Raw genomic sequence first — 21,854 nt, forward strand, 5'->3', positions numbered from 1 at the left:
AACGAACTCCCTTTATAAGTGCATCACAGCAAAACAAAACGCAGCGAACCGTTAAAAGATTCGCTGCGTTTTGCCTTATATGGGAGAATGGAAATGCTGCACATCAGGTGCAATAACGGAAAGTCTTGTCAGTGATAACACGGGCGAAGATCAGCCCTAACGGCAGTGCTACGATGATGAGAATGGCATCTGCAAACCATGTGGCGGAATCCATCAGAGACAGGATGCCCAGATTATAGATGGCACGGTAGAAATACAGTCCCGGTACCATGATAACGATGGACGGCACGGTGACGGAGATGCGGGGATAACCGACGGCGCTCTTCAGGCAGGAGGCCAGCAATCCGGACAGCAGTGCGCCCAGAAACGCTGCAACAGCGGGCGGAAAGCCCGCAAGGCTCACCAGCTCCAGCCGGAACGTGTTCGTTACCGCACCGATAAGGGCGGCGCAGACTGCCAAGTTCCGGGGACTGTTGAACATGAGCGAAAAGCCGAACACACCGCCAAAACTTGCCAGCAGCCGGAACACGATCTCTTCCGGGAGTGTCAGGCTCAGGGCAGGGAACTGCACCGGCTGCAAATGCAGCAGCAGTGCCATGATCCAAGCCGTCATGGTTGCCACCAGAATGATGAGGACGGCGTAGGCCAGACGTTCCAGCCCGGAGCGCATATCCAGCTTGGCAAGGTCGATGCCGCTGGTAATGAACGGAAAGCCCGGAATGATGAAGAGCATGGAGCAGATATACCCCGCCTCGTGCTGCGCCGATACGGCAAACAGCACCTCGGCCAGCTTCAGCAGGATGGCATACACGAGGCTTGCTGAACAGACCGACGCCGTAATGCCCAGAAACAGGGTGAAATGGTGCTTTGTCAGCTTGCACCGTACAAAGTTGCCGATGCCTGCACCGCAGAAGGCACACAGCATTTCCACAATGCCGCCGCCAAGCAGAAAGGTGAAGCAACCGCAGGCCAGTGCGGCTGCAAAGCCCAGTGCGATGGGCGAATACAAGCCGTGGATGCGCTCGATCTCATCGAGGTGGCTGTGCAGTTCTTCGCCGGTCATAAATTTTCCTTCCCGGTCGAAGTCGTTGACGAAATGCTCCAGTCGGTTCAGCCGGGAGGTATTCACGCCCGTATTTGTCAGACAGAGTGACTGGGTATAACACTGGTCACCGTCAAAGCAGGTGAACTCAATGGACAACAGGCCGATGTCCGCTGTTGTTGTGACTCCCAGCTCCCGCGAAAGGGTGTTCATGGAGCTTCGGACACGCCATGCGCCGGTGCCGCATTCCAGCAGCATCAGCCCGGTGCGTCCAATGACGGAGGCTTTTTCCACAAGCCCCGCCTCGGTAATGGGAACGCCCTTGCTGGCCGACGCATAGTCGTGCCAGTAGACTTCCATGTGATTTTTGATGATCTCACTTTGCCGTTGTCCCATACCGGAAAGCCTCCTTTGTGATATGGGAATGTTGCAGCCGTTTCAAGACTGCGGTGCTATTATAAGGGAAATTGCAGGGCGGGTAAAACGTATCTTGGATATGTCGGCAATGTTCGTTTGGTATTTCAAAGAAGAAAATACGTTGCGTTTTTGGCGGCTCTGCGGTAGGATAGAAAAAACACGCCGAAAGGAAACTGCCGTGACCCTTCAACAACTCCGCTATGTCACGGCTGTTGCCGGCACCGGCACCATCAGCCATGCAGTGCAGCAGTTCTATATTTCTCAGCCCAGCCTGACCAATGCTATCCGGGAGCTGGAACAGGAAGTGGGGCTGGCGCTTTCCAAGACGGAAAGCTCTGTGGTGAGCCAGACGCTGCTGGAATATCTGAGATCCTCCCGGCAGCGAAAGGATACACCGCAGATAAAATAAGAACAAAGAGGGGCTGTTGCACACGCCCCAACAAAAAAGACCAGAGTTGTAAAGCCTTTTGGCTAAATAACTCTGGTCTTTTGCTTTAACGTTATGTTTTCAATATTTTGATCGTTTGACACTGGTTTTCCACATCTTTGTGCCGAGAGAGCAAGAAAAAGGGCTGCTGCACGGGCTTCTATCCTTGTGCAACAGCCTCGTGTTTTGCTGCGGAATAGTTGAATTTTATCTTATATAAGAAGCTACAAAAATACAGCCCGTGAGTGAGACGCGCGTGTCGAAAGTGAATTTTTGCAAGCGCCCCTGTAGCACACCCATTCTGAAAATGGGTGTGCCGTGAGAGGGTGCTCGCGGAAATTCGCTTTTGACACAAGCGGCTCACGAGCGGAAAAAATTTTATACCTCTTCCTTTATATATAGGAAGGAACGCAGCATTTGAGAGACCGCAGTTCTTTGAGCAGGAGAGAGTTTAGCCCAGAGATCAAGAAGTTCCTTCTGGTCGGAGGTTAAGTAAACAGAGTCTTCCTCCTGAAAGAACTGGGAAAGCGAGATACCAAGACCAGAGCAGATTTTCTCAAGAGAAGCTACATTGGGTTGAAGATTCCGTCTGCGCCAGGTAGAAATGGTAGATTGTGTCAGACCTGAATTCTCTGCGAGGGCATACTCAGACCAGCCACGGGAAAGGCGTTCCTGTTCAATGCGGCCTAGGATATCAAATGTGGGCTTCTCTCGTTCCATGGTTCGGCCTCCTTGGATAAATCGTAGTGTGTACTTACGATTTTATTGTCTGGGTGCTTGACTCATAATTGTATATATCGTATAATATTTTTAGCATAAAGCGTTCCATATCCGTACGAACGACCGAACGACAGACAAAAAGGAGCAAATTATTATGGAAGAGGTTAAAAAGGTTCCGGACGAAGAAACCGGTGGCGGCAGACAAAATACCATGAAGATTCTTGATAAGAGAGAAGAAGCGTGGGAAGAAAAGAAAAAGTCTGATGGATGGAACGGGTATCACGTCCTTTTCACCGAAACAACGCAGTTTCTGATTATCTGGGAAGATATGAAGAAAAAACTGAAAATCGCCTATTTTGCAACGTTGGCATTTTTAATCTTATTTGTAGTTTGTTTAGGCGGAGCGGGCATTTGGAACTTTATAGAATCAGCTTTGCTCAGCGCGGTCGTGCCTATTATATATGGCCTGTTTTGCAGAGATGACATTTATCTGAAGGTGTTCGATCCAGCTCGTGACCAAGGGGCATTATATCTGCCAGAAGAAATGACTTGGGAAGAGGCAGTAGATGTGATTCGCCGAGGATTTGCAGCGCCAGAAGTAGAGCAAATCACAGATACAGCGGACACAGTGGTGTTCCACAGCAAAAAGTACGGAGCATATCAGGTTCAGAATACAGAAAATGGTCTCAAACTCAGTATTTTGAGTGTCCCCAGTAAAAAAGAAGAAAACAAGTCGCGGTATTATCTGTTTGGAAATATGATCTATTCGCAGATTATCTCGCTGCTTTACCCGGAAATGCTTTCTGCCGTGCAGGTGGAGCAGGAGAAGAAAGCGGTTCATGGGTATCTGAAACAGAAGAAGATCATAAATCTGGTTGCTACCATCGCAGTCATCGTTGTGATTGCAGCAGTTGCGTCCGGTGGATTCAATATGGACTCCATAAAATCATGTGGGTTGTCGGACAGCCAGATGCCCAGTATTTTCAGTGCAGATGCAACGCTTGACGAGATTTTTGATACATATTTCGATGATTCTAAATGGGACAATTATAAAGAAGACGGCAAAAAAATTGTAACCTATACCGGTGATAGAGTCGTTGAAAGTGGAAGAACACTGCGGTTTACATTCTATTTTGTTCTGAATTCGGATGATACTTTTAATTTGGATCATGTTACCAGCAATGGAACGGAACTGGACTGGCTTCAGGAAATGATTATTTTGAACATGCTGAATGAATATTATCTCGGCATGAATAAAACAACATCAACGAGTGTTGCAACAAGGGTAGAAAGCGAGGTGGCGGTATCAGATAATACGGTGTGGAATGATTCGGAAAACAGTACCTCTGATTATACGGAGGAAGATTCTGATGACGAGTACGCTTATATTAGTGGTGCGGATAAAGTTATCGACGAAGTCTATGGTACGGTCTGGGATGGCTGGGAAAACGATGATCCGGATCATCCTGAATTGGATGAGATCACCTATGGCATGGTCATGGATTATCTATTTGAGGATTCTACCTATTACAGTTGGTATTATGATGACACAACGGGCAATGTAATAATGGAAGGAACCTACACTACATTTGATTATACAATGGGTATGGCCGATGAACCGACTGCCTGTGATGTGAAGCTGACCTTTACGGTGGATAACGGTGGGAATTGGTTCGTTTCAGATTACAGTGGTGATGAATTTGACACAGCAGACGAATTCTTACAGGTGGCATACGATTTCTACTATGAAGGAAACCGCCTACTATGAAGGAAACCGCTATTGAACTACGTGCGGTATGGTGTAAAAACAAAGAAGATGGTAACACTGCTTGACTTCGGCGGACGACGGTTTAAAATGATAAGTCAAATTCAAATGGAGGTTTTGATATGGCTATGAAGGTTATCAAATGCCCTGATTGTGGGCACGAGCTGGCACGAGTGATCCTTGGAGGCGGAACAAATCAGACAAAAAGCTGCGCTGGTTGCGGCTCTCGTTTCCGTATCATCAAAGATGCTCGTACTGGCAGCATTAGAGTAGAACGTGTATAACAAAAAATAAAAATGTGCAGGGTAGCAGCAATGCCGCCCTGCACATTTTTGTTAAGTAAAGGACTTGAGCACTTCTTTCAGTGCTTCACGCTGCTCCGAGGTAAGCTGGGCCAGAAGTTCCAAAAACTCCTGCTGTTCCTCCGGGGTGAACCTGTTTTCTGGCTCAGAATGATTTTGGCGGTTCATAAAAGATACTTGCTCCTTTCGGCAAATCCTGTTCAGCTATCAGTTCGGCACGAATCTGACGCTTATATTTATAATAGGTATTCCGGGCAAGACCTGTGAGCTTCATGCACTCGGCATCGTCAAGTGTGCCGCCAAAGATCTTGCAATGGGTGCGGATGATTTGCTTGGCTTCTCTGGCTTTTTTCGTTTCAAAGCCAATGCCTTTCTTACGGCCAACCTGCTTGTCGTTCAGCCGGGCCGTCAAAAGGCCCTCACGGGTGCGCTGGTGCAGATCGGCAACTTCTTTTTCGGACTGCTCAAAGGCCAGCTTGATCTGCTCCTTTGCCAAGGCCATCAGATACTCGTTGATGCCCTTCAAGATGAAGTCCACATTTGTCCCTGTCATGGCAATGCTGCCGGACAGGGCTTTTTTGTAGGTCTCGGTGTCGATGTGGTGCTCTTTCAAGAACACCAGCCGGATGCCCTTGTGGTAAAGGTCTTCGTACAGAGTAAAACCTTCTTCTGCATTTCTGGACATCCGGGATACTGAATCGAATACCACCATATCCCCGGATTTCAGAACCCGGTAAAGCTTCAGCCATTCCGGGCGAAAAATGGATGTGCCAGTATAGGCTTCCTGCACGATATGGGCAGTCGGGTATTCTGCCTTGATGTTGCGGATCTGACGGTCAATGCTCTGCTTTGCCGTAGAGATACGGCAATAGCCATAGATGTTCATGCGTCTCCTTTCTGGCTCAAAGATAACGAGCGACATTTTTAAGACTGTGTTTTGTACCTTGAAATGGTCTGAAAACGGCTGATTTTAATACAAAACAGAATATACGGTATTTTTAATACAGTTTTAGTGGGCATAGGCAGTCATAAAATCAGAAATGGTAGTGAACGGTTTGTGATTGGCGGTGTCCTCGCCATCCAAAGGAGCGTAGTTCCAGTCGGTATCCTCGTCAATATATCGCCGCCCATCATCCGGCAGTTCCAGCGGTTCCGCAAGGATGATGGTGCCCCAGTGGTTGACCATCACGAAGGGTGCGATCTCACAAGGGATGCCCCGGCACTCATCATCGTGCCGGACATCGTAAGCGTACAAGCCGTCCGGGATGGTATCTCTCCTGATGCGGATGCTGGTGAACAGTGCAGGCTTTCCGCAAACCGTGATCTCTTCGTAGTGTTCGGTCATTGCATGAAAGGTCATAATCTGTCCTCCTTAGATTTCAATGATAAAAGCTCTGAATTTCTCTTTGTAGAAATCCATTGTACTCTGCGGCAGGGAAGTCAGATTCCCTTCGTTGTCACATCCGGCCAGAAATCCCGGCCCGGCAAGAACATCGGCTCCATCCCACAGCGGACGATTGAGCGGCAGGCCAAGTAGCTTGCCTTCATCATTGCAGACCAGTGTGACCTCTGAACCGGTGTCACTCAATGTGATGCATTCGATCAGCCCGCCTACAAATTTCTGCATGGCCTCAAGGGTGTTGTCCAGTTCGATCTCCTTTGGCAGCTCCATTGGCAGGAGCGCAAGGACTTTGATTTTTTCTTCTTTCATTGTGTGCCTCCAAATAAAAACAGGACAGCCCACACGGACTGTCCTGCAAAAAGTAAAGGGGAGCATCCGAAGATACTCCCCTAAGTGAATAATTATTTTTTCCTTACCATACAGCGTTTCTTGAAGAATGCGATGCCATAGCAGAGGATGTCATCATAGTCATCCCGGAAGTCCGCCGCATACATCCGGTCATTGATCTGCTGAATAGCAGTATCACAGGCATCCGGCAGAGCATCCAGAGTTTTTGCATACTTGGCTTCAAAAATTGCCACACGACCATTGCGGATATCCTTTACAATAACATCGCTGCGTCCTTCGCCATGCTCTTTGTTGGATTCTACCACATAGCCAGCACCAGTAAAGATGCCTGCAAGGAAAGCGTGGTAAAAATCCTCCCGATAGTCATGGTAGCTGATAGTCATACGCAGCAGCTTGGTCATCTCTTTTGTCAGAGCTTCGTTGTTTCCGCTCCAGACTGCATCAAACAACGGGCTGCGGTTCCATGCCTTTGCACTGTCGTCAAACCATTTGCTTACAGTGGTTTCAAAAATTTCCCGAATCTCTGCATTGGGAATCATCAATGCAGAGCAACCATCCGGCAGCGAATCTGTCAGATCCTTATCCCGCACCTTGGTCAGATAACCTGTCAGATACAGCACACTCCAAAGATTTTCCTCAGAGGAGTGTAGATAATCGTAGGTCAGGTTTTCTTCAATATGCTGAACAATAGAGCCGCCAGCCATCAGAGTTTCAAGCTTTGTGGTGATATTGTTGCCTGCATAGTCGATGAAAGAACGGATGATGGCGTTATCACTGGTGTTTTTCCAATAGCTTTTCGGCTTCTGTGCTACACCATACTGGAAATCCCGCAGATAACTGATTACGTCCCACGGACAATAAATGTCTGCATCGCCAAAATGATAACCGTCGTACCATGTCTTGATTTCAGCAGACTGCGATTCAAGATCAGCATCTTTCAGCATTTGATCTACATCTGCCTGTGTAAACCCAAAGGATTCGCTCAACCGGGGAGAAAGAATCGTATCCGAAACAAAATTGTTCGTCCCGGTAAAGATGCTTTCTTTTGCAATTTTCAGGCAGCCGGTAATAACAGCAAAGTCAAGCGAAGTATTGTCTTTGAGCGTGGTGCTCATCATAGCCCGCATCACGTCCAGCATCTGCGAATAATATCCGTTGCTGCTGGCTTTTGCAATGGGAACATCATACTCATCCAGAATGACGACCGCCGATTTTTTGAAATGGATTCCCAGCATCCGGGTCAACAGCAAAAAGCAGCTTTTGGTTTCATCTATGGATGCAGTGCGTCCCAGAATCCGCTTAAAGATGCCTTTGTCATCGTCGGAAATAGCGGGGTCATCCAAAAGAAATCGATAATCCTGAAATGCAAATGCCAGTTTCATGCACAGCATTCCATAGGCGCTTTCAAAGGTCAGACCGTCCGTGTCCTTGAAAGAGAAAAAGACCACAGGACACTGATTCATCCATTTTTTGCAAAGTTCCGTATTTTTGGAAATCGCCAATCCCTCAAACATCTGCTTGCTGTCTTTGCGGATGTCAAGAAAATTTGCGAGAGTGCTCATACCGAGAGATTTTCCGAAACGACGAGGGCGAGTAATCAATGTTACTTCAGCGATACCTCCGCTAAGAAGTTCAGAAATCAGATTGGTCTTGTCGATATAATAATACCCGCCTTCTCGAATCTTTTCAAAATTCGAGATTCCAACAGGAAACATTAAATCTTTCATGCAATGCTCCTTTCCGCTCACAGAGGTGAGCTTTCAGAACTTACTACTGTAAGTGTACCATGAAATATAGAATCATACAAGAATCAAGTGACATCGAAATAGAGCAGTTTTATTATGCTACGTTCAATCTGGTTGCCTTATAGCAGTCTGCGCACATTCCCTCATGGGTGGCTGCAAACTCTGCCGCCTGCATGATGGAACCATCCTTCAGCTTAACCCTCTTGATGGGCTGATTGCACCGGGCGCAGATGCAGGGCACAGGCGGCTGTTCCTGCTTCGGGGTAGAGGATTTCGGTTTCGGCTGCTTTTGCGGTTCTGCCTCTGGCTGCGGTGCAGCATCTTCCGGCAAATCCTCTCCGGCGTAGACATAGAGACCAAGGCCGAACATAGCAAGGTTCTTTACCAAGCACCGCATGATAGCTTTATTCACATCGAACATGGAGGCTGCTTCTACGGTGCGTTCTTCCATGCCGATCTTTTCACGGCGGCGGGTCTGAGGATTGTAGTCCCATTTCGGGGTGGTATAGGTGTAAGGCACAGCTTTCATGGCTTTGTTTGCGCCATCCAGTACAGGCAGCCACATTTCGTGCGAAACGCCCTCAATCGTGACAGTAGTATACACCATGAAGCCGGTGATGGGATCATAAACATAGGGCAGGCCGTTGAATTTCTTGACTTCGTAGCTGGCAGAAGGATACCGCTTTTTCACCTCCGCCCAAGCATACGCCCAGCTTACATATTTAAGTTCCGTGCTGCCGGACTTTTTGACTTCCAGATGATCTTTGAAGTCGATAGCAAATAATTTTACGAATGGATTTTCCATAAGAATGCCTCCAATTCTGATAAAGAAAAAAGGGCACAACAGCGTCAACTGTTGTGCCCCATGATGTGAAAATTACGGATTGAGCAGAAAATCAATGATGTTTCGATGAATGATTCCGTTTCGGCTTAAATTCACCAAATCACCACTGATAACATACTTAGGATAGTTGTCGTGCAGCCGCTCAAGATTACCGAACTCCCGTTCTTCATCGGCGGGAGTGATCAGGTAAGCAACCTGAATATAGAGCTTTTCATCTCCACGGTAGCAGATAAAATCAATTTCGGTGTCGTCCAGCTTGCCGACCTGAACTTCATAGCCACGGCTCCGCATTTCCAGATATACGATGTTCTCATACAGCTTGTTGCTGTCAAGCTTTTCGCTTTTCTTGATAACATTCCGCAGGCCAAGATCGACTGCATAGTATTTTTCTGTGCTGGACAGGAGCGCTTTTCCTTTGATATCATAGCGGCTTGCATTCAGAAGGATAAAGGCTTCCTTGAAATAATCAACGTAGTTCAGTACGGTAGCAGTGGTTGTCTTGATTCCTTCCGAAACCATGCGTCCACTGATATTACGGGCAGAAAACGGATTGCCGATATTATCCAGCAGGAATGCAAGGACATTACGTAATGCGGTCTGTTCGCGAATATTGTGGCGCAGCATGATGTCACGGACAATGATAGCCTCGTAAAGATCGTCCAGATAGGTGGTGATTGAATGATCGTCAGGGAGGAAGAAACGCTGCGGAAAACCGCCGTACTTCAAATAGTCTGCGAAGAGCTTTTCATCCGAAGTATAGGTTCCGTTTTCAATGCATTGCTGTTTTGCTTCGGCCAGCGAAAAGGGGAAAACCTGAATCTGGATGTATCGTCCGGAAAGATAGGTTGCCAGTTCGCCGGAAAGCAGCTTGGAATTGGAGCCGGTCAGGTAAATATCACAATCGAAATCGACACGAAGAGAATTGATTGCAATCTGCCAGCGCTCCACCTCCTGAATCTCATCCAGAAGAATATAGATTTTGCCGGTGCAGCCTTCCGCTTTTTTTGCGATGTAGTCGTAAAGCGTTTCTGCAGTACGGGTGTTGCGGAAGCGCATGGACTCAAAATTGGCCTGAATAATGTTCTGTGCGGGAATGTTGCGCTGGAGGAGCACGTCCTTGATCTGACCGAGAAGGACTGTTTTTCCACAGCGCCGGATTCCAACCAGAACTTTGATCAGATCCTGATCGATAAAAGGAATGATCTTATCCAAATAACTTTTGCGCAGAACCATCGTGCATCACCTCATATTCTTATCTTAGCATACAATTATTATTGTGTAAACAGTATTGTGCTTTTCTATTAAACAAAAATAGCTGAAGCGCAAATTTTGTGTTCCTATAGGCGTACAAAAATTATGCTGCATGGATAATGGTAAACCTGCGGCTGCTTACATTCTTGCTGTACCGATTGAAAATATCGGGCTGTTCTTTCTTCAAACGCTGGGAGTCTACCCGTTTACTTTCGGAGGATACCCACGACACCTTATAGCCCGGTGCTGTGCCATAAGCGGCATCCTGCATTTGCAGCTTGACCTGCTGCTCAATAGCTGTTTTCTCCTGTTCCATCTGCTCGATTTGATCAGAAAGCTCCTGCCGCTTGTCCAACAGATTGCGGATGGGATTCAGATCGGCAGTTTTGTTTCGATCATCTGCAGAGTACAGCTGATTGATCTGCTGTGTATCCCCCTCGCTTCCGGTAGGTACAGGCGGAATTTCGGGCATCACGTTGTATTTCCAGAAGTGCTCTTCTTTGGCAATGAGGTTGTTCAGAACTTCTTTGTCGGTTGTGATTTTGTGAATCACCAGCTCCTTCCCGAAAATCAGAGCAGCAATGTACCAGCAGTCAAAACCGCTGACAGCCAGATAGTGATTGACCTGAGCCATGTAATGTGCAGGGATTTTTCCATCAGCCCATTTGTCTGCAGAAAACGGCGAGACTGTCTTGCACTCCAGCCCGGCCTTCTGTCCAACGATCAGGCGGTCAAAATCTGCCAGAAGCAGCGGATGTTCCTCACTCTGGTAGAGGGCATTTGCACGGCGCACTTTCAGACCGGTTGCTTCGGTAAAGCGTTGCGCCACATAATCCTCCAAGTCACGTCCCTGCCGCATGGCCTCGTTGTCGATATTCCAAATGGTATCGCTGATTTTATCGTGGTACACCTGAAATGCTGAGCGATAGGGATTCAGACCAAGAATGGCACCGGCATCCGTGCCGGTAATACCGCACTTGCGGTAGCGGAGCCAATCCTCTTTGGACAGGTTCAAAGTTGAAATCAATCTTTTCATGCACTTTGCATCCTTTCTCTCATAATTGATTCGGTAATGATGAAGTCGTATTCCACCAAGTCTTTCATGATTGTGGAAAAGTCGCTGGCCAATGAATGGCAAGAGCCAACCCACATGTCGTAAAGAAAATCCAGAATATTATTTTGCACCCTGAGATGGTTCCAGTAGCGCTCCTCCAGTCTGCCCTCGGATTCCAAAACAACAATGGCGGTGCTGATGGTACTTTTCATCGTGATCTCATAAGCCATGGTAACGCTGATTTCAGAAGCATTCTTCTCAACGTTGTCAAAAAATTCCGTGAATTCCCTGAAAATGCGGTTATTTACATCATTCATGGCTTGCTCCTTTATGCTGCTGCCAGCACCATCTTGTAAGCCTTGTCGATCATGGGGTTGCCCTCTGCGGTGCGCAGGAACAGGTTCTCGTTGTAGTTTTTGGTCTTGCGGAGAGGATCCGCGTGGGTGGCAAAATCGGAGACTGCGTTGATAAAGCGCCAACCGTTCTTGCCGACCCATTCCAGATCCGGTGCGTTATAATAGCGAGCCTTCAGATCTTCCTGCAGGCGCAGGTTATTCTTCCGCTGGCAATCGGACAGGTCCTCAGAAATCGGGAAAAACTCATTGATGAACTCCTGCACCTTGTGATCGGATAAATCGATGCGAGCCAGCTCTTCGCCACGGTTGCCGAGTTCAACCATATAGTTGCTGGCCAGCTGCAGGGTTTCACGGGCATCCTGCACGCGGAGCAGAACATTTTCGGTGTGGCGTGCAGTCCAGCTGCGCTTTGCGGTATTCAGCGCGAGGTTCAGCGTGTTCTGGCAGACTACACGGATCGGAGTCATGGCCACTTTCACACCAGAACTGCCGTCATGACTGTTGAAAATCACAAGATATGGTACTACTTGATCTCCAGCGATAAGATATTTCCTCGGAAGCCTTGCCAGCATCCAGACCTTCTTGCCGCCCTGCAAAGAACCGGCAGTTTCGTAAGTAACGCCCTCACCCAGCAGGTCATCGGTGAACTGGAATGCGTCCTCATTCTGGACAATACGGTAGCGATCAGATACCACGCCCAGAACAGCATCATCGGTGCTGCGGACATTTGCGCGATAGCCGGGGATCATAGCACCCGTGCCGGAATAGATATTGCGGCTGTCCACCTGCCAATCCAGACCGGCCAGTTCCAAGGCTTCACGGCTTGCAGGGGCATCCATGATGATCCGGCCAAGGCCGTGCCAAGGGGTCTCACGGACAGAGAACATCGTTTCAACATTTGCAGGCATAGTAAAATCTCCTTTTCAGTGTATTTTGCTCAGTCGTTGTTTTCCATTTCTTCAGCGATGCGGACGAGGACTTCCACCAGGACGGTGCCAACCTCTTTGACGATTTCGGACCAAAAGTTCATAATGCTTTCTCCTTTCTGCGCAGCTGCGCTTTAAAATACGATGGTAATAATGATAGTGATGGTGCGGAATAACAAAATGCTCACCTCCAGACATAAAAAAGCCCCTGAGTCTTTCGACTCAGAGGCTTTGGATCATGATTATTATATCTGGGTGAAAATTTGAAATTTGAGAAAGTTATAGATTGAAATTTTACTACATACAGTAGAAAATAATGTGTTAGTCGAATAATTAGATTTGGGTAAGATTATCATCGACAGTTGCAGCCGTTGCAACACCATTGGTAGATACAGATGCCGTATCAGGTAATGCAGGGATTGCCGGAACCGGGAGCGTGACCCGCATCCAGCCCTGCATGAAGGACTGGAACGATGTTCTGGTGCACCGGGCAGAGATCCCGAACCGCAATTATTTCAAAAGCATCGTGCTGAAAGAGCCGTCAAAACCGGAAACGGTGAAGATTCTGCGCATCGTGAGCCGAACTTAGACGGGCTTTGCATAACGACAACTTCAATGCTATAATAAAATCAAAAACTGCTGTCGAAAAGGGAGGATGCCTTGCCATGATGCGCTATGAGGAAAGCGGCGACTTTGCCACAACGCTGCACAGACGGTTGCTCTACATCCTGAATGAAAACCTTCCCGGTTCTACATGGTACTGCATCGCAATGAAGATGCTGCAATATTATGGCGACTTGGACATGATTTCTATTGAGGAAATGGCATCGCTGTGTGCAGTGTCAAAATCCACGATCTCCAAATTTATCAGAATTCTTGGCTATGAGGACTATCGGACATTCCAAAAACAGGCTGCGATCAATTTGAATCGAAAACAGCGCGAAAACTATTTCGTAACGGATGTTATGCGCTATATTGATGAACATTCGACGGATGCCTATGTGGATGCGGTGCTCCGGGATATCCGTATGACCTATGAATTGCTGGACTGGGAAAAGTTGGATCGGCTTGCAGCAGAAATTTACCATTATGAAAAGGTTGCAGCATTTGGTTGTGACTTTTCTGAAACGGCTGCATTGGATCTGCAGACAAAGCTGCGCGACCAACGCAAATTTATCGTGACGAACATTGATGACCAGAAACAGGCGGATTATATCCGGAATGCGGACGATAAAACACTGGTCATCGTGTTCAGTGACAGCGGTGAATATGTGCAGCGTCCGCAGAATACGGATTCGGTACGCGCGCACTGGGCATTTGAGAACTTCCGAGGGAAGATCGTGATGATCACCTCCAACCCGGACGCAGAAAAAAATCCGCTGGTCGACTATTGCTTATTATATCGTCACTGCCGTGAAGTACATACCCACCGTATTTTATATGCAGTTCTGACGGATCTGCTGGCTTATCGCTACCATGAATATCTGCGCAGCAGAAAGCTGCTTAAAGAAAACAGAATTTAAAAATTTGCCGCTCTGTGCTGGAAGTTTCCAGAAACAGAGCGGCTTTTTTGCTATACAGCGATTATTTCTGCACAAAAATCAGAGAAATGATTTGTGCAGAATGGATGGTTTTAGACTCGTTTTTTCCGAATTGCGAAAACTGCTGACAGAACGTTCTTTTTTTGCTACACTCATGCCAGATCCAGACCGGTCGATCAGAATACGGGGCAGCATCCCCGGATGTTTCACAATACAAGGAGGTTTCTCAGAATGCAGCTATCCAACAACTTTTTGTGGGGCGGTGCAACTGCGGATTTTCAGTTTGATGGTGCCTATCAGGAGGACGGACGCGGTCTGTCCACTCATGACTTTGAAACCGACGGTTCGGTACAACATCCCCGCTGCAACACGTTCAAAACGGCAGATGGTCAGTTTGGCGAACTCCCCAGCAGCTTTTTTGCACCGGATTCCCTCCCGGACGGCGCAGAACCCTGTCTGTACGAAGATCGTTACTATCCCAGCCACAAAGCGGTTGACCATTACCACCGCTACAAAGAAGATATTGCACTGCTGGCAGGCATGGGCATGAATGTTTATCGGTTCTCCATCTGCTGGAGCCGGATCTTCCCGACTGGCGATGAACTGGAACCCAATGAAGCAGGATTCCGCTTCTACGATGGCATTTTTGCCGAACTGGAAAAGCATGGAATGCAGCCGCTGGTCACGATCCATCACGATGAGCTGCCGGTTGCACTGGCCTTGAAATACGATGGATGGTCCAGCCGCCACACCATCGACTGCTACGTGCGGTACTGCAAAGCACTGTTTGAGCGGTACGGCAAGCGCTGCAAATACTGGCTTACCTTTAATGAGATCAACGCGGTCCGCGGCTTTGCGGCTTGCGGTACCCACAAGTGCGACAACCAGACCCACTACAACGCGGTGCACAATATGTTCCTTGCCAGCGCACGCGCCGTGAAACTGGGCCATGAAATGATGCCGGGCAGTATGTTTGGTGCCATGTATGCCATGAGTGAGCTTTACCCGGCAACCTGCAAGCCGGAGGATGTGTTTACCCGTTTGCAGAAGCGGCGGGAAAGCTATTACTTCATTGATACCATGGCACGTGGTTATTATCCCAGCTATGCGGCAGACCTTCTGGCACGCCGGGGCGTGATCCTGCACACCGAACCGGGAGATGATGCGATTCTGGCAGCTGGCGCGCTGGACTATGTTTCCTTCAGCTACTACCGTTCCAATGTGTGCAGCACAGAAACCAGAATGAACGTGATCGGCGGCGATCCGAACCCGTATCTGGAACTGACCCCGTGGGGCTGGCCCATTGACCCGCTGGGGCTGCGCTTCCTGCTGAACGAACTGTGGGATCGCTACCAGAAGCCGCTGTTTATTGTAGAAAACGGTCTGGGCGCAGTGGACAAGGTGGAAGAAGATGGTTCCATTCAGGATGACTACCGCATTGCTTTCCTGAAAGACCATCTGCGGGCAATGATGGAAGCAATCGTGACGGACGGTGTACAATGCCTTGGTTACACCATGTGGGCTCCGATCGATCTTGTCAGCCTTTCCACGGGCGAAATGAAAAAGCGGTATGGCTTCATCTATGTGGATATGGATGATAAGGGCAATGGCACATTGGAACGCAAGCCCAAAAAGAGCTATTACTGGATGAAGGATGTCATTGCAAGCAATGGCGAAAAGCTCTGGGCCGAGTAACAGGAATTGGACAGAAAAGGAGAAATCAAATGGCATTCGATGCAAAAAGCGCCGCAGCGGAGATCGTTCGGCTGGTTGGCGGAAAAGAAAACATCAACAGCGTTGCGCATTGCATGACCCGTCTGCGCTTTGTGGTCAAGGATCTGAAAAAAGCAGATCAGGAAGCACTGAAAAAAGTTCCCGGCGTTCTGGGCGTGATCTATGCTGGCGGGCAGCTCATGGTCGTCCTAGGGAAAAACCTGCTGCCCGTGTATGAAACGGTGGTCAAAGACTTTGACCTTTTGGAAGGCGCAGCAGTCAACGAAAATCTGGACGCTCCGGCAGAAAAAAAGCCGCTGACGCTGAAGAGCGCAGGCGTGGCTGTGCTGGAGTATGTTTCGGCAGCGGTCGCCCCGATGATCACGGGTCTGGTGGCAGGCGGTATGCTGAAGGTGGTTCTGCTGCTGATCACGCTGGTCAATGCGGGCTTTGCAGATACTGCGACCTACGCTCTTCTGAGCGGTCTTGCCGATGCGCCGTTCTTCTTTATGCCCATCTTTGCGGCCTATGGCGCTGCGAAGAAGCTGGGCGGAACGCCGATCTACTCCATGATGTGTGCCGCTGCTCTGCTGCATGGCAAGTATACAGCGCTGGTGGCCGCAGGTGAGCCGATCACCCTGCTGGGACTTCCGGTGCGTCTGATGAGTTATTCCAGTTCTCTGCTGCCTGCCCTGCTGATCGCGCTGTGTGCCTACTATCTGGAAAAATTCTTTAATAAAATTATTCCGGGAATTTTCAAGTCCCTGCTGGTCGGTCTGTGCACCGTCACGGTGACGGTGGTTCTGGGCTTTACGGTCCTGGCACCTCTGGGCGGTTATCTGGGCAACTATCTGGCCGTTGTCTTTGGCTTCCTTGGCGATAAGATCGGCTTTATCACTGTGGGTCTGCTGGCTGCTTGCTTGCCTTGGCTGGTCATGTGCGGTATGCACCTTGGCCTGGTGCCGTTCATGACGCAGGCGCTGACGAACCCCGGTTATGATGCCGTGTTCCGCCCTGCATTCATCCTGCACAACATGGCAGAGGGCGGCGCCTGCATCGGTGTGGCACTGCGCACCAAGGACGCTGAAAAGCGCGCCGAAGCACTGTCTATCGCGTTTGGCTGCATCGTGGCCGGTGTTACGGAACCCGCAATCTACGGCATCAACCTGCCCCGTAAGAAGCCCATGTACGGCGTGATGGCCGGTGGTGCTGTCGGCGGTGTGGCTGCTGGTCTGCTGGGCGCAAAAGCCTATGTGATGGGCTACTCCACCGTTTTGGCGCTGCCGATCTTCCAGAACACGATCGTTGCCATGAGCATTGCGATCGTGACAGCGATCGTTGTTGCAGCGGTGGTTACTTATGTGCTGGGCTTTGAGGAAAAAACTGATTTTTCCCAAAGAAGATAAGAAGGAAATGAAGAAGTTCTTCAGCGAAGAACTGTAAATGAAAGAACGGCCGCCTGCTGCACCGATGGATGCAGCAGGCGGCCGTTTTCTATGATGTGCAAGGATCCTTTTGTGCCCTTCAATCGACTGGCAAGTGGCGCTGGAATGCCGCAGGCCGTGGAACACGATGCGGGCAAACTCCGGGTGTTCCGCATTTCTGCACAGCTATTTTTTCCGCTGCCGCTGAACACGGCGGGCGGCGTCCCGCCCTGCCGCGATCCCGCTGCCGAAGGCCCAGTGCAGTTTGAAGCCGCCGCAGCTGCCGGCGCAGTCCAGTGTTTCGCCCACAAAATACAGGCCCGGACAGCCCTGAAACTGAAAATGTGCATGCCGGAATTTCACAATAGCGCATGAAGCAGCACATCAGATTTTGGCTGATCTGTTTCCGAACGACTACGGAAAAGCAGTCAAGTGCCGTGGGCACATTGCCTATCGGGAGAGAAACGGAAAGCCCTCGTGGGAAGAATGGCAGGCGGATACCCTTGCAGCAGAGCTGCTGATGCCAACATTTCTGATCAATGCCGAAATAGAACGTGTAGCGTTGACTCTGCCAAATGGGATTCTGTACAAATCAGTGTCTGACCCTAACTATGAAAAAATTCTGGAGATGGCTCAACGGATTGGGGTTTCTTGGTCTGCGATCAGGATCAGACTGCAGCAGATGCAGGTTATAAAAGGCAAACCCATCCACTGCCATCCATTGGACATCATGCGATTTGGAGAATGAATATGATTCAGTTAAAGAACCGTCCCTTTGCCGGTAAGGTCTTTTCCGATGTGGGAGGCGTCACTTCTTGCGCTGTGCTTGTACGTTTTCCAACGCTGACCATTTTGCTTGTAGAGGAAGAATCAGAACTGGTTGAAGTGATTGCTGCTGCAAGCAAGTCTGGTTATAGTTTTGCTAAAAAGAAAGCTGGATTGCTAATCTCCGCAGCGCAAAAAGCGCAGACATTGGGGATTCATTCATGTGCCGATGAAACACTCATTGTGTGTACCATTCAAATGCTTCGTACATTGTCCGAAAGTGTGCTTCAAATAGAAACCGCAATAGATAATTTGCTGGCTCAGATAAAAGAAATGCGAAACAACGTTTCTTTGCTGCAAAGCATCCCTGGTGTTGGTAGTCATTCGGCAGCCCTTTTACTAGGAGAAATCGGAGATATCTCGTTGTTCAAGAAGCCGAAACAGCTTGCAGCATATTGGGTTTTAGACCCAACAGAGCGGCAATCCGGATCATTCAGAGGAACAAAGAACAAGCTCTCAAAACGTGGCTTTCCCTATGCAAGAGCTGCACTTCACATGGGAGTGGTTAATTCGATTTGTAAGCGTGGAAAGGACTCTGCAGCGAACCCCGTACTGCTCAGTTATTATGAAAAGAAATGTAAAAACAAACCGGCAAAGGTTGCTCAAGCAGCGTCAATGCACAAACTGGTCTTTATAGTCTTTGCAGTCTTGCGTGACCAGATGCCCTTCGAACTGAAAACGCCAGAGCAGCATGCTGTTGAACAGGGATTTGTAAAAGTAGCCTGAAGTTTTTGAGAGATTCAAGCCCTGAAACAAACACAGGGCCTTATTTGGTATACGAAAAATTTGAATTTGGCATCTTTCACTACCCTTGTTCTTTACTTGGTGTAAGCGATGGCAGGGCTATAAGCGATGAATACCGAACTCAAACCGTTCGATTTCGTTCTTATTGGCTACCTGTGCTATTGACTTTGCTTAATTGGTCTACAATGATGTTTCTTTTTGAGTCGGCTTATCTGTCTGTTTGTTAAAATTCATGTTGTGGTTATGCATTCATGAGTGTGGTGCTAAAGATTTATGGCAGTAGCACATTGCTTTTATACAAATAAAAGTGTACAATAATAACAACTTTGCAAGCAATCCCCTTCAAGGAATCAACTGGAACATGGGTGGAGACTGTACCTGTTAAGCGGAATGGTTTGAATGAATTCAATTCAACATAAAAGACAGTTGCTCATTTGTGAGTAGGAGGAATATATGATGTTTGATTGTGGTTTACAGAATATTTTCCGGCTGAAAAACGGACAGTCCCGTTCCATCAACTGGGAAAACCGGAACGGAGAAAAAGGAAAAGGCGGCATGGCATCCAGCGATCTTGGTCCGTCCAGAAAAGGTTCCCCGTGTATCCCGAAAATAGAAGCAGGAGAGACCGTAACACTTGGTGAGATCCAGGGAGAAGGCATGATTCAGCACATCTGGATCACCGTTACAGACCGTACCAGTGAACGTAGCCGTTATGTTCTGCGGGATCTTGTTCTGCGCATGTACTGGGACGATGAAGAATTCCCATCCGTTGAATGCCCGCTTGGCGATTTCTTCTGCTGCGGCTTCGGTGTTTCCTACCAGGTAAACTCAGTCCCGATTGCTGTCAATCCGACCCGTGGTTTCAACAGCTATTTTCCGATGCCGTTCCGTAAAAACGCACGTATTACCATTGAAAATCAGTGTGATGAGCCGATTCCGGCTTTCTTTTATCAGATCGACTATTGCCTGACAACGGTTCCGGAGGATGCTGCCTATTTCCATGCCCAGTGGCGTCGTCAGCGCATAACGGAAAAGGCAAAAGACTACGTTGTCCTCGACAACATCAAAGGGAAAGGCCAGTACGTTGGAACTTATCTTGCGCTTACCAGCCTCGAACGCTACTGGTACGGAGAAGGTGAGATGAAATTCTACATCGATGGAGACAAGGATTATCCAACCATTTGCGGAACCGGAACAGAAGATTACTTCGGCGGTGCCTGGAGCTTTGCAACACAGCAAAATGGCCAAACCGTTGAAAATCAGTACTGTACTCCGTATCTTGGCTATCCTTACTACTCTAGCCACGATACCTTCCTTCATAATGATTACCACAATGATGATCAGATGCCACAACGCAGCTTCTACCGCTGGCACCTTCTTGATCCTATCCTTTTTGAGAAGGACCTTAAGGTAACTCTGCAGCAGATTGGTGCCAGTCACGGAGGTCTTTTTGAACGTCAGGATGATGTCGCTACCACAGCTTACTGGTACCAGACGCATCCTCATGTACCATTCGCGCCACTCATGTCCAGAAAAGAGCGCTGGCCAAGATGATTTTTGACGCTTTTCCTATTTTATATGTTTCATGACTTTGCATACTCTGTGCATGATTTCAAATTCTGTTCTTGCGGATTGTGTGCAGTCGATGGCGGGCATGAGTATCTCCGTAGATGCGGAAATCCGGAAGACTGGGAAGAATTATCTGAAACGCAAAGTGTAAATGATTGAAAATTAAGCTGAACACGATTTTCAAAGTCGAAGTTCAGCAGCAAGCAAAAAGCTCTTGGCCTTTAATAAAGAGGCCAAGAGCTTTTTACATCTTGTTTTGGAACATAAAAGAAGGTACAATGGTAGAAAAGAAAACGTGCATCAGTCAAATAAGGTGGTGGAGGCGATGGGCAAAGCGACAGTCTACTACATTATGCACACGGAAAAATGTGTAGCACAGGTGAGCACGGCTGGTGAGTGCAAAATTTATTTTGAAGATTTCATGCCCTACGGTCTGGTGCTGAAAGAATCGAATGACTTTGATACTCGAATCAATAATGTGATTAGCTTCCATTCATGGTGTGCATCTCGGCTGATACCACGTGACCGTACTTATGCAAAGGAAATCCTGAACAGCATTGGCGCATTCCAGAGTGTTACGGATCGGGAGCGTGCACAGATCGCGCTTTCGTATCATTGCCTATCGTTGTTGGATGTGTTCTGGGTAAAAGGAGAAAAAGAGAATATCAGATTTGAGGATATCAATCTCTACACACATTCTTTAAGCAATGCTCTTGTGGACATTGCACTGCGTGGGCATCAGATGGCTGTGACAAATGCCCATCTTTTGGCAAATGATTTGTCCACTGGCGGATGCTATCCTAAAGTGTGGGTGCGCAAAGAGGAAGGCTTCTATCTTTATAAAGCTGGCGGACAAGATGCAGTCGAGCGCGAAGTGCTGGCAAGTAAGATCTGCCGATGCTTTGACTGTCATCAGGTTTTGTATGAGCAGGGGATGTTTGAGAATGAGCCGCTTTCTATCAGTAAAATCATGACCTCGCAGCGATATAGCCTTGTGACGTATGCAGCTTATGATGTCTACTGCACAAACCATGATTGGAACACGCTGGATAAAATTCTGAAACTGGATGCCCACGGATACTATATGATGAACATTTTGGACTATCTGGTGGGAAACACTGACCGCCATTGGGGAAACTGGGGTCTGTTGGTGGACAATGAGACAAATCGACCTATCCGTCTGCATGACTTGATGGACTTCAACCGAGCATTCCAGCAGTATGACACGCTGGATGGTGCAAACTGCCTGACTGTTGGAAAGCGGCATTTGAGCCAGAAAGAAGCAGCGATGGAGGCTTTGAGGAAAATTGGATTAAATCAATTTGTTGATGTGGCAGTTGACATTTTTCCTAAATATAAAAACTGGCTGATAAAGTTTCAAGTGCGGCTACATGCTCTAAAAGCAAACGAAAGCTTCAGATAACTTATATCAATTTGAG

General features: G+C 48.2%; 22 protein-coding genes and 1 pseudogene. 10 read left to right on the forward strand and 13 right to left on the reverse strand.

All coding sequences use genetic code 11. The features are described from left to right. Positions 1-103 precede the first annotated feature (103 nt). Positions 104-1,438 carry a threonine/serine exporter family protein gene (locus GKG36_RS04985; protein ID WP_154259493.1) on the reverse strand — a complete coding sequence of 445 codons (1,335 nt, stop codon included), beginning with the start codon at positions 1,436-1,438 and terminating at the stop codon, positions 104-106. 199 nt (positions 1,439-1,637) lie between these two features. Between GKG36_RS04985 and GKG36_RS14810 the strand changes: the two genes are divergently transcribed. Next, positions 1,638-1,868 carry a LysR family transcriptional regulator gene (locus tag GKG36_RS14810; RefSeq protein WP_243145073.1) on the forward strand — a complete coding sequence of 77 codons (231 nt, stop codon included), beginning with the start codon at positions 1,638-1,640 and terminating at the stop codon, positions 1,866-1,868. 396 nt (positions 1,869-2,264) lie between these two features. Here the strand turns inward: GKG36_RS14810 and GKG36_RS04995 are convergent, their stop codons facing one another. Continuing rightward, a complete protein-coding gene (locus GKG36_RS04995) occupies positions 2,265-2,606 on the reverse strand; it encodes a helix-turn-helix domain-containing protein (protein WP_154259495.1) in 342 nt (113 codons plus the stop codon). Positions 2,607-2,760: 154 nt separating this feature from the next. On the opposite strand from GKG36_RS04995, the gene GKG36_RS05000 reads away from it, so the two are divergent. Next, positions 2,761-4,374: a hypothetical protein gene (locus tag GKG36_RS05000; protein WP_154259497.1), complete on the forward strand. Its 1,614-nt coding sequence runs from the start codon at positions 2,761-2,763 to the stop codon at positions 4,372-4,374. Positions 4,375-4,706: 332 nt separating this feature from the next. Here GKG36_RS05000 and GKG36_RS14940 read toward each other — a convergent pair whose 3' ends face one another. The 10 genes from GKG36_RS14940 to GKG36_RS05045 all read right to left on the reverse strand — a co-directional run bounded on the left by GKG36_RS14940 (position 4,707) and on the right by GKG36_RS05045 (position 12,581). After that, complete coding sequence (locus tag GKG36_RS14940; RefSeq protein WP_256466396.1) at positions 4,707-4,841, reverse strand: hypothetical protein; 135 nt, start codon at positions 4,839-4,841, stop codon at positions 4,707-4,709. Continuing rightward, positions 4,819-5,559, reverse strand: coding sequence for a recombinase family protein (locus GKG36_RS05005; protein WP_173012888.1), 741 nt, complete (start codon positions 5,557-5,559; stop codon positions 4,819-4,821). The genes GKG36_RS14940 and GKG36_RS05005 overlap by 23 nt, the downstream gene beginning before the upstream one ends. Before the next feature lie 123 nt (positions 5,560-5,682). Then, entirely contained in the window at positions 5,683-6,033 is a 351-nt protein-coding gene (locus GKG36_RS05010; protein ID WP_154259501.1) for an LPD28 domain-containing protein, read from the reverse strand. 12 nt (positions 6,034-6,045) lie between these two features. Beyond that, complete coding sequence (locus GKG36_RS05015) at positions 6,046-6,384, reverse strand: DUF3846 domain-containing protein (protein ID WP_154259503.1); 339 nt, start codon at positions 6,382-6,384, stop codon at positions 6,046-6,048. 92 nt (positions 6,385-6,476) lie between these two features. Then, positions 6,477-8,150, reverse strand: a complete 1,674-nt coding sequence (locus GKG36_RS05020) for an AAA family ATPase (RefSeq protein ID WP_154259505.1) — start codon at positions 8,148-8,150, stop codon at positions 6,477-6,479. 112 nt (positions 8,151-8,262) lie between these two features. Further along, a complete protein-coding gene (locus tag GKG36_RS05025; RefSeq protein WP_154259507.1) occupies positions 8,263-8,973 on the reverse strand; it encodes a DUF1071 domain-containing protein in 711 nt (236 codons plus the stop codon). A gap of 72 nt (positions 8,974-9,045) precedes the next feature. Further along, entirely contained in the window at positions 9,046-10,245 is a 1,200-nt protein-coding gene (locus GKG36_RS05030) for an ATP-binding protein (protein ID WP_154259509.1), read from the reverse strand. A gap of 121 nt (positions 10,246-10,366) precedes the next feature. Next, on the reverse strand, positions 10,367-11,299 hold the full coding sequence (locus GKG36_RS05035) for a lambda-exonuclease family protein (protein ID WP_154259511.1): 933 nt from the start codon (positions 11,297-11,299) through the stop codon (positions 10,367-10,369). Beyond that, positions 11,296-11,634, reverse strand: a complete 339-nt coding sequence (locus tag GKG36_RS05040; RefSeq protein ID WP_154259513.1) for a DUF3848 domain-containing protein — start codon at positions 11,632-11,634, stop codon at positions 11,296-11,298. Before GKG36_RS05040 ends, GKG36_RS05035 begins: the two co-directional genes overlap by 4 nt. Positions 11,635-11,645: 11 nt before the next feature. Continuing rightward, positions 11,646-12,581, reverse strand: coding sequence for a DUF932 domain-containing protein (locus GKG36_RS05045; RefSeq protein ID WP_154259515.1), 936 nt, complete (start codon positions 12,579-12,581; stop codon positions 11,646-11,648). Positions 12,582-13,035: 454 nt separating this feature from the next. Between GKG36_RS05045 and GKG36_RS05050 the strand changes: the two genes are divergently transcribed. The 4 genes from GKG36_RS05050 (at position 13,036) to GKG36_RS05065 (ending at position 17,259) form a co-directional block, all read left to right on the forward strand. Then, positions 13,036-13,188 carry a hypothetical protein gene (locus tag GKG36_RS05050; RefSeq protein ID WP_173012879.1) on the forward strand — a complete coding sequence of 51 codons (153 nt, stop codon included), beginning with the start codon at positions 13,036-13,038 and terminating at the stop codon, positions 13,186-13,188. Between the two features lie 76 nt (positions 13,189-13,264). After that, positions 13,265-14,122, forward strand: coding sequence for a MurR/RpiR family transcriptional regulator (locus GKG36_RS05055; protein ID WP_154259518.1), 858 nt, complete (start codon positions 13,265-13,267; stop codon positions 14,120-14,122). Between the two features lie 249 nt (positions 14,123-14,371). Further along, positions 14,372-15,835 carry a glycoside hydrolase family 1 protein gene (locus GKG36_RS05060; RefSeq protein ID WP_154259532.1) on the forward strand — a complete coding sequence of 488 codons (1,464 nt, stop codon included), beginning with the start codon at positions 14,372-14,374 and terminating at the stop codon, positions 15,833-15,835. A gap of 29 nt (positions 15,836-15,864) precedes the next feature. Then, a complete protein-coding gene (locus GKG36_RS05065) occupies positions 15,865-17,259 on the forward strand; it encodes a PTS transporter subunit EIIC (RefSeq protein WP_154259534.1) in 1,395 nt (464 codons plus the stop codon). Between the two features lie 204 nt (positions 17,260-17,463). On the opposite strand, the pseudogene GKG36_RS05070 reads toward GKG36_RS05065, so the two are convergent. Further along, a pseudogene (locus GKG36_RS05070) lies at positions 17,464-17,619 on the reverse strand (NAD(P)/FAD-dependent oxidoreductase); the annotation flags it as partial. A 49-nt stretch (positions 17,620-17,668) separates the two neighbouring features. Between GKG36_RS05070 and GKG36_RS05075 the strand changes: the two are divergent. The 4 genes from GKG36_RS05075 to GKG36_RS05090 all read left to right on the forward strand — a co-directional run bounded on the left by GKG36_RS05075 (position 17,669) and on the right by GKG36_RS05090 (position 21,838). Next, entirely contained in the window at positions 17,669-18,025 is a 357-nt protein-coding gene (locus tag GKG36_RS05075; RefSeq protein ID WP_242702882.1) for a hypothetical protein, read from the forward strand. A gap of 2 nt (positions 18,026-18,027) precedes the next feature. Further along, positions 18,028-18,828, forward strand: coding sequence for a transposase (locus GKG36_RS05080; RefSeq protein WP_173012889.1), 801 nt, complete (start codon positions 18,028-18,030; stop codon positions 18,826-18,828). A 471-nt stretch (positions 18,829-19,299) separates the two neighbouring features. Further along, entirely contained in the window at positions 19,300-20,400 is a 1,101-nt protein-coding gene (locus tag GKG36_RS05085) for a glycoside hydrolase family 172 protein (protein ID WP_347563022.1), read from the forward strand. Between the two features lie 229 nt (positions 20,401-20,629). Beyond that, positions 20,630-21,838 carry a hypothetical protein gene (locus tag GKG36_RS05090; RefSeq protein ID WP_243138980.1) on the forward strand — a complete coding sequence of 403 codons (1,209 nt, stop codon included), beginning with the start codon at positions 20,630-20,632 and terminating at the stop codon, positions 21,836-21,838. Positions 21,839-21,854 lie beyond the last annotated feature (16 nt).

The organism is Faecalibacterium sp. BIOML-A1, from assembly GCF_009679715.1.
Classification (GTDB): Bacteria; Bacillota; Clostridia; order Oscillospirales; family Ruminococcaceae; genus Faecalibacterium; species Faecalibacterium taiwanense.

Coding starts and splice junctions, on each gene's coding strand:
- GKG36_RS04985 (WP_154259493.1), bottom strand. CDS start 1,438: ATGGGACAACGGCAAAGTGAGATCATCAAAAATCACATGGAAGTCTAC.
- GKG36_RS04995 (WP_154259495.1), bottom strand. CDS start 2,606: ATGGAACGAGAGAAGCCCACATTTGATATCCTAGGCCGCATTGAACAG.
- GKG36_RS05000 (WP_154259497.1), top strand. CDS start 2,761: ATGGAAGAGGTTAAAAAGGTTCCGGACGAAGAAACCGGTGGCGGCAGA.
- GKG36_RS14940 (WP_256466396.1), bottom strand. CDS start 4,841: ATGAACCGCCAAAATCATTCTGAGCCAGAAAACAGGTTCACCCCGGAG.
- GKG36_RS05005 (WP_173012888.1), bottom strand. CDS start 5,559: ATGAACATCTATGGCTATTGCCGTATCTCTACGGCAAAGCAGAGCATT.
- GKG36_RS05010 (WP_154259501.1), bottom strand. CDS start 6,033: ATGACCTTTCATGCAATGACCGAACACTACGAAGAGATCACGGTTTGC.
- GKG36_RS05015 (WP_154259503.1), bottom strand. CDS start 6,384: ATGAAAGAAGAAAAAATCAAAGTCCTTGCGCTCCTGCCAATGGAGCTG.
- GKG36_RS05020 (WP_154259505.1), bottom strand. CDS start 8,150: ATGAAAGATTTAATGTTTCCTGTTGGAATCTCGAATTTTGAAAAGATT.
- GKG36_RS05025 (WP_154259507.1), bottom strand. CDS start 8,973: ATGGAAAATCCATTCGTAAAATTATTTGCTATCGACTTCAAAGATCAT.
- GKG36_RS05030 (WP_154259509.1), bottom strand. CDS start 10,245: ATGGTTCTGCGCAAAAGTTATTTGGATAAGATCATTCCTTTTATCGAT.
- GKG36_RS05035 (WP_154259511.1), bottom strand. CDS start 11,299: ATGAAAAGATTGATTTCAACTTTGAACCTGTCCAAAGAGGATTGGCTC.
- GKG36_RS05040 (WP_154259513.1), bottom strand. CDS start 11,634: ATGAATGATGTAAATAACCGCATTTTCAGGGAATTCACGGAATTTTTT.
- GKG36_RS05045 (WP_154259515.1), bottom strand. CDS start 12,581: ATGCCTGCAAATGTTGAAACGATGTTCTCTGTCCGTGAGACCCCTTGG.
- GKG36_RS05055 (WP_154259518.1), top strand. CDS start 13,265: ATGATGCGCTATGAGGAAAGCGGCGACTTTGCCACAACGCTGCACAGA.
- GKG36_RS05060 (WP_154259532.1), top strand. CDS start 14,372: ATGCAGCTATCCAACAACTTTTTGTGGGGCGGTGCAACTGCGGATTTT.
- GKG36_RS05065 (WP_154259534.1), top strand. CDS start 15,865: ATGGCATTCGATGCAAAAAGCGCCGCAGCGGAGATCGTTCGGCTGGTT.
- GKG36_RS05080 (WP_173012889.1), top strand. CDS start 18,028: ATGATTCAGTTAAAGAACCGTCCCTTTGCCGGTAAGGTCTTTTCCGAT.
- GKG36_RS05085 (WP_347563022.1), top strand. CDS start 19,300: ATGATGTTTGATTGTGGTTTACAGAATATTTTCCGGCTGAAAAACGGA.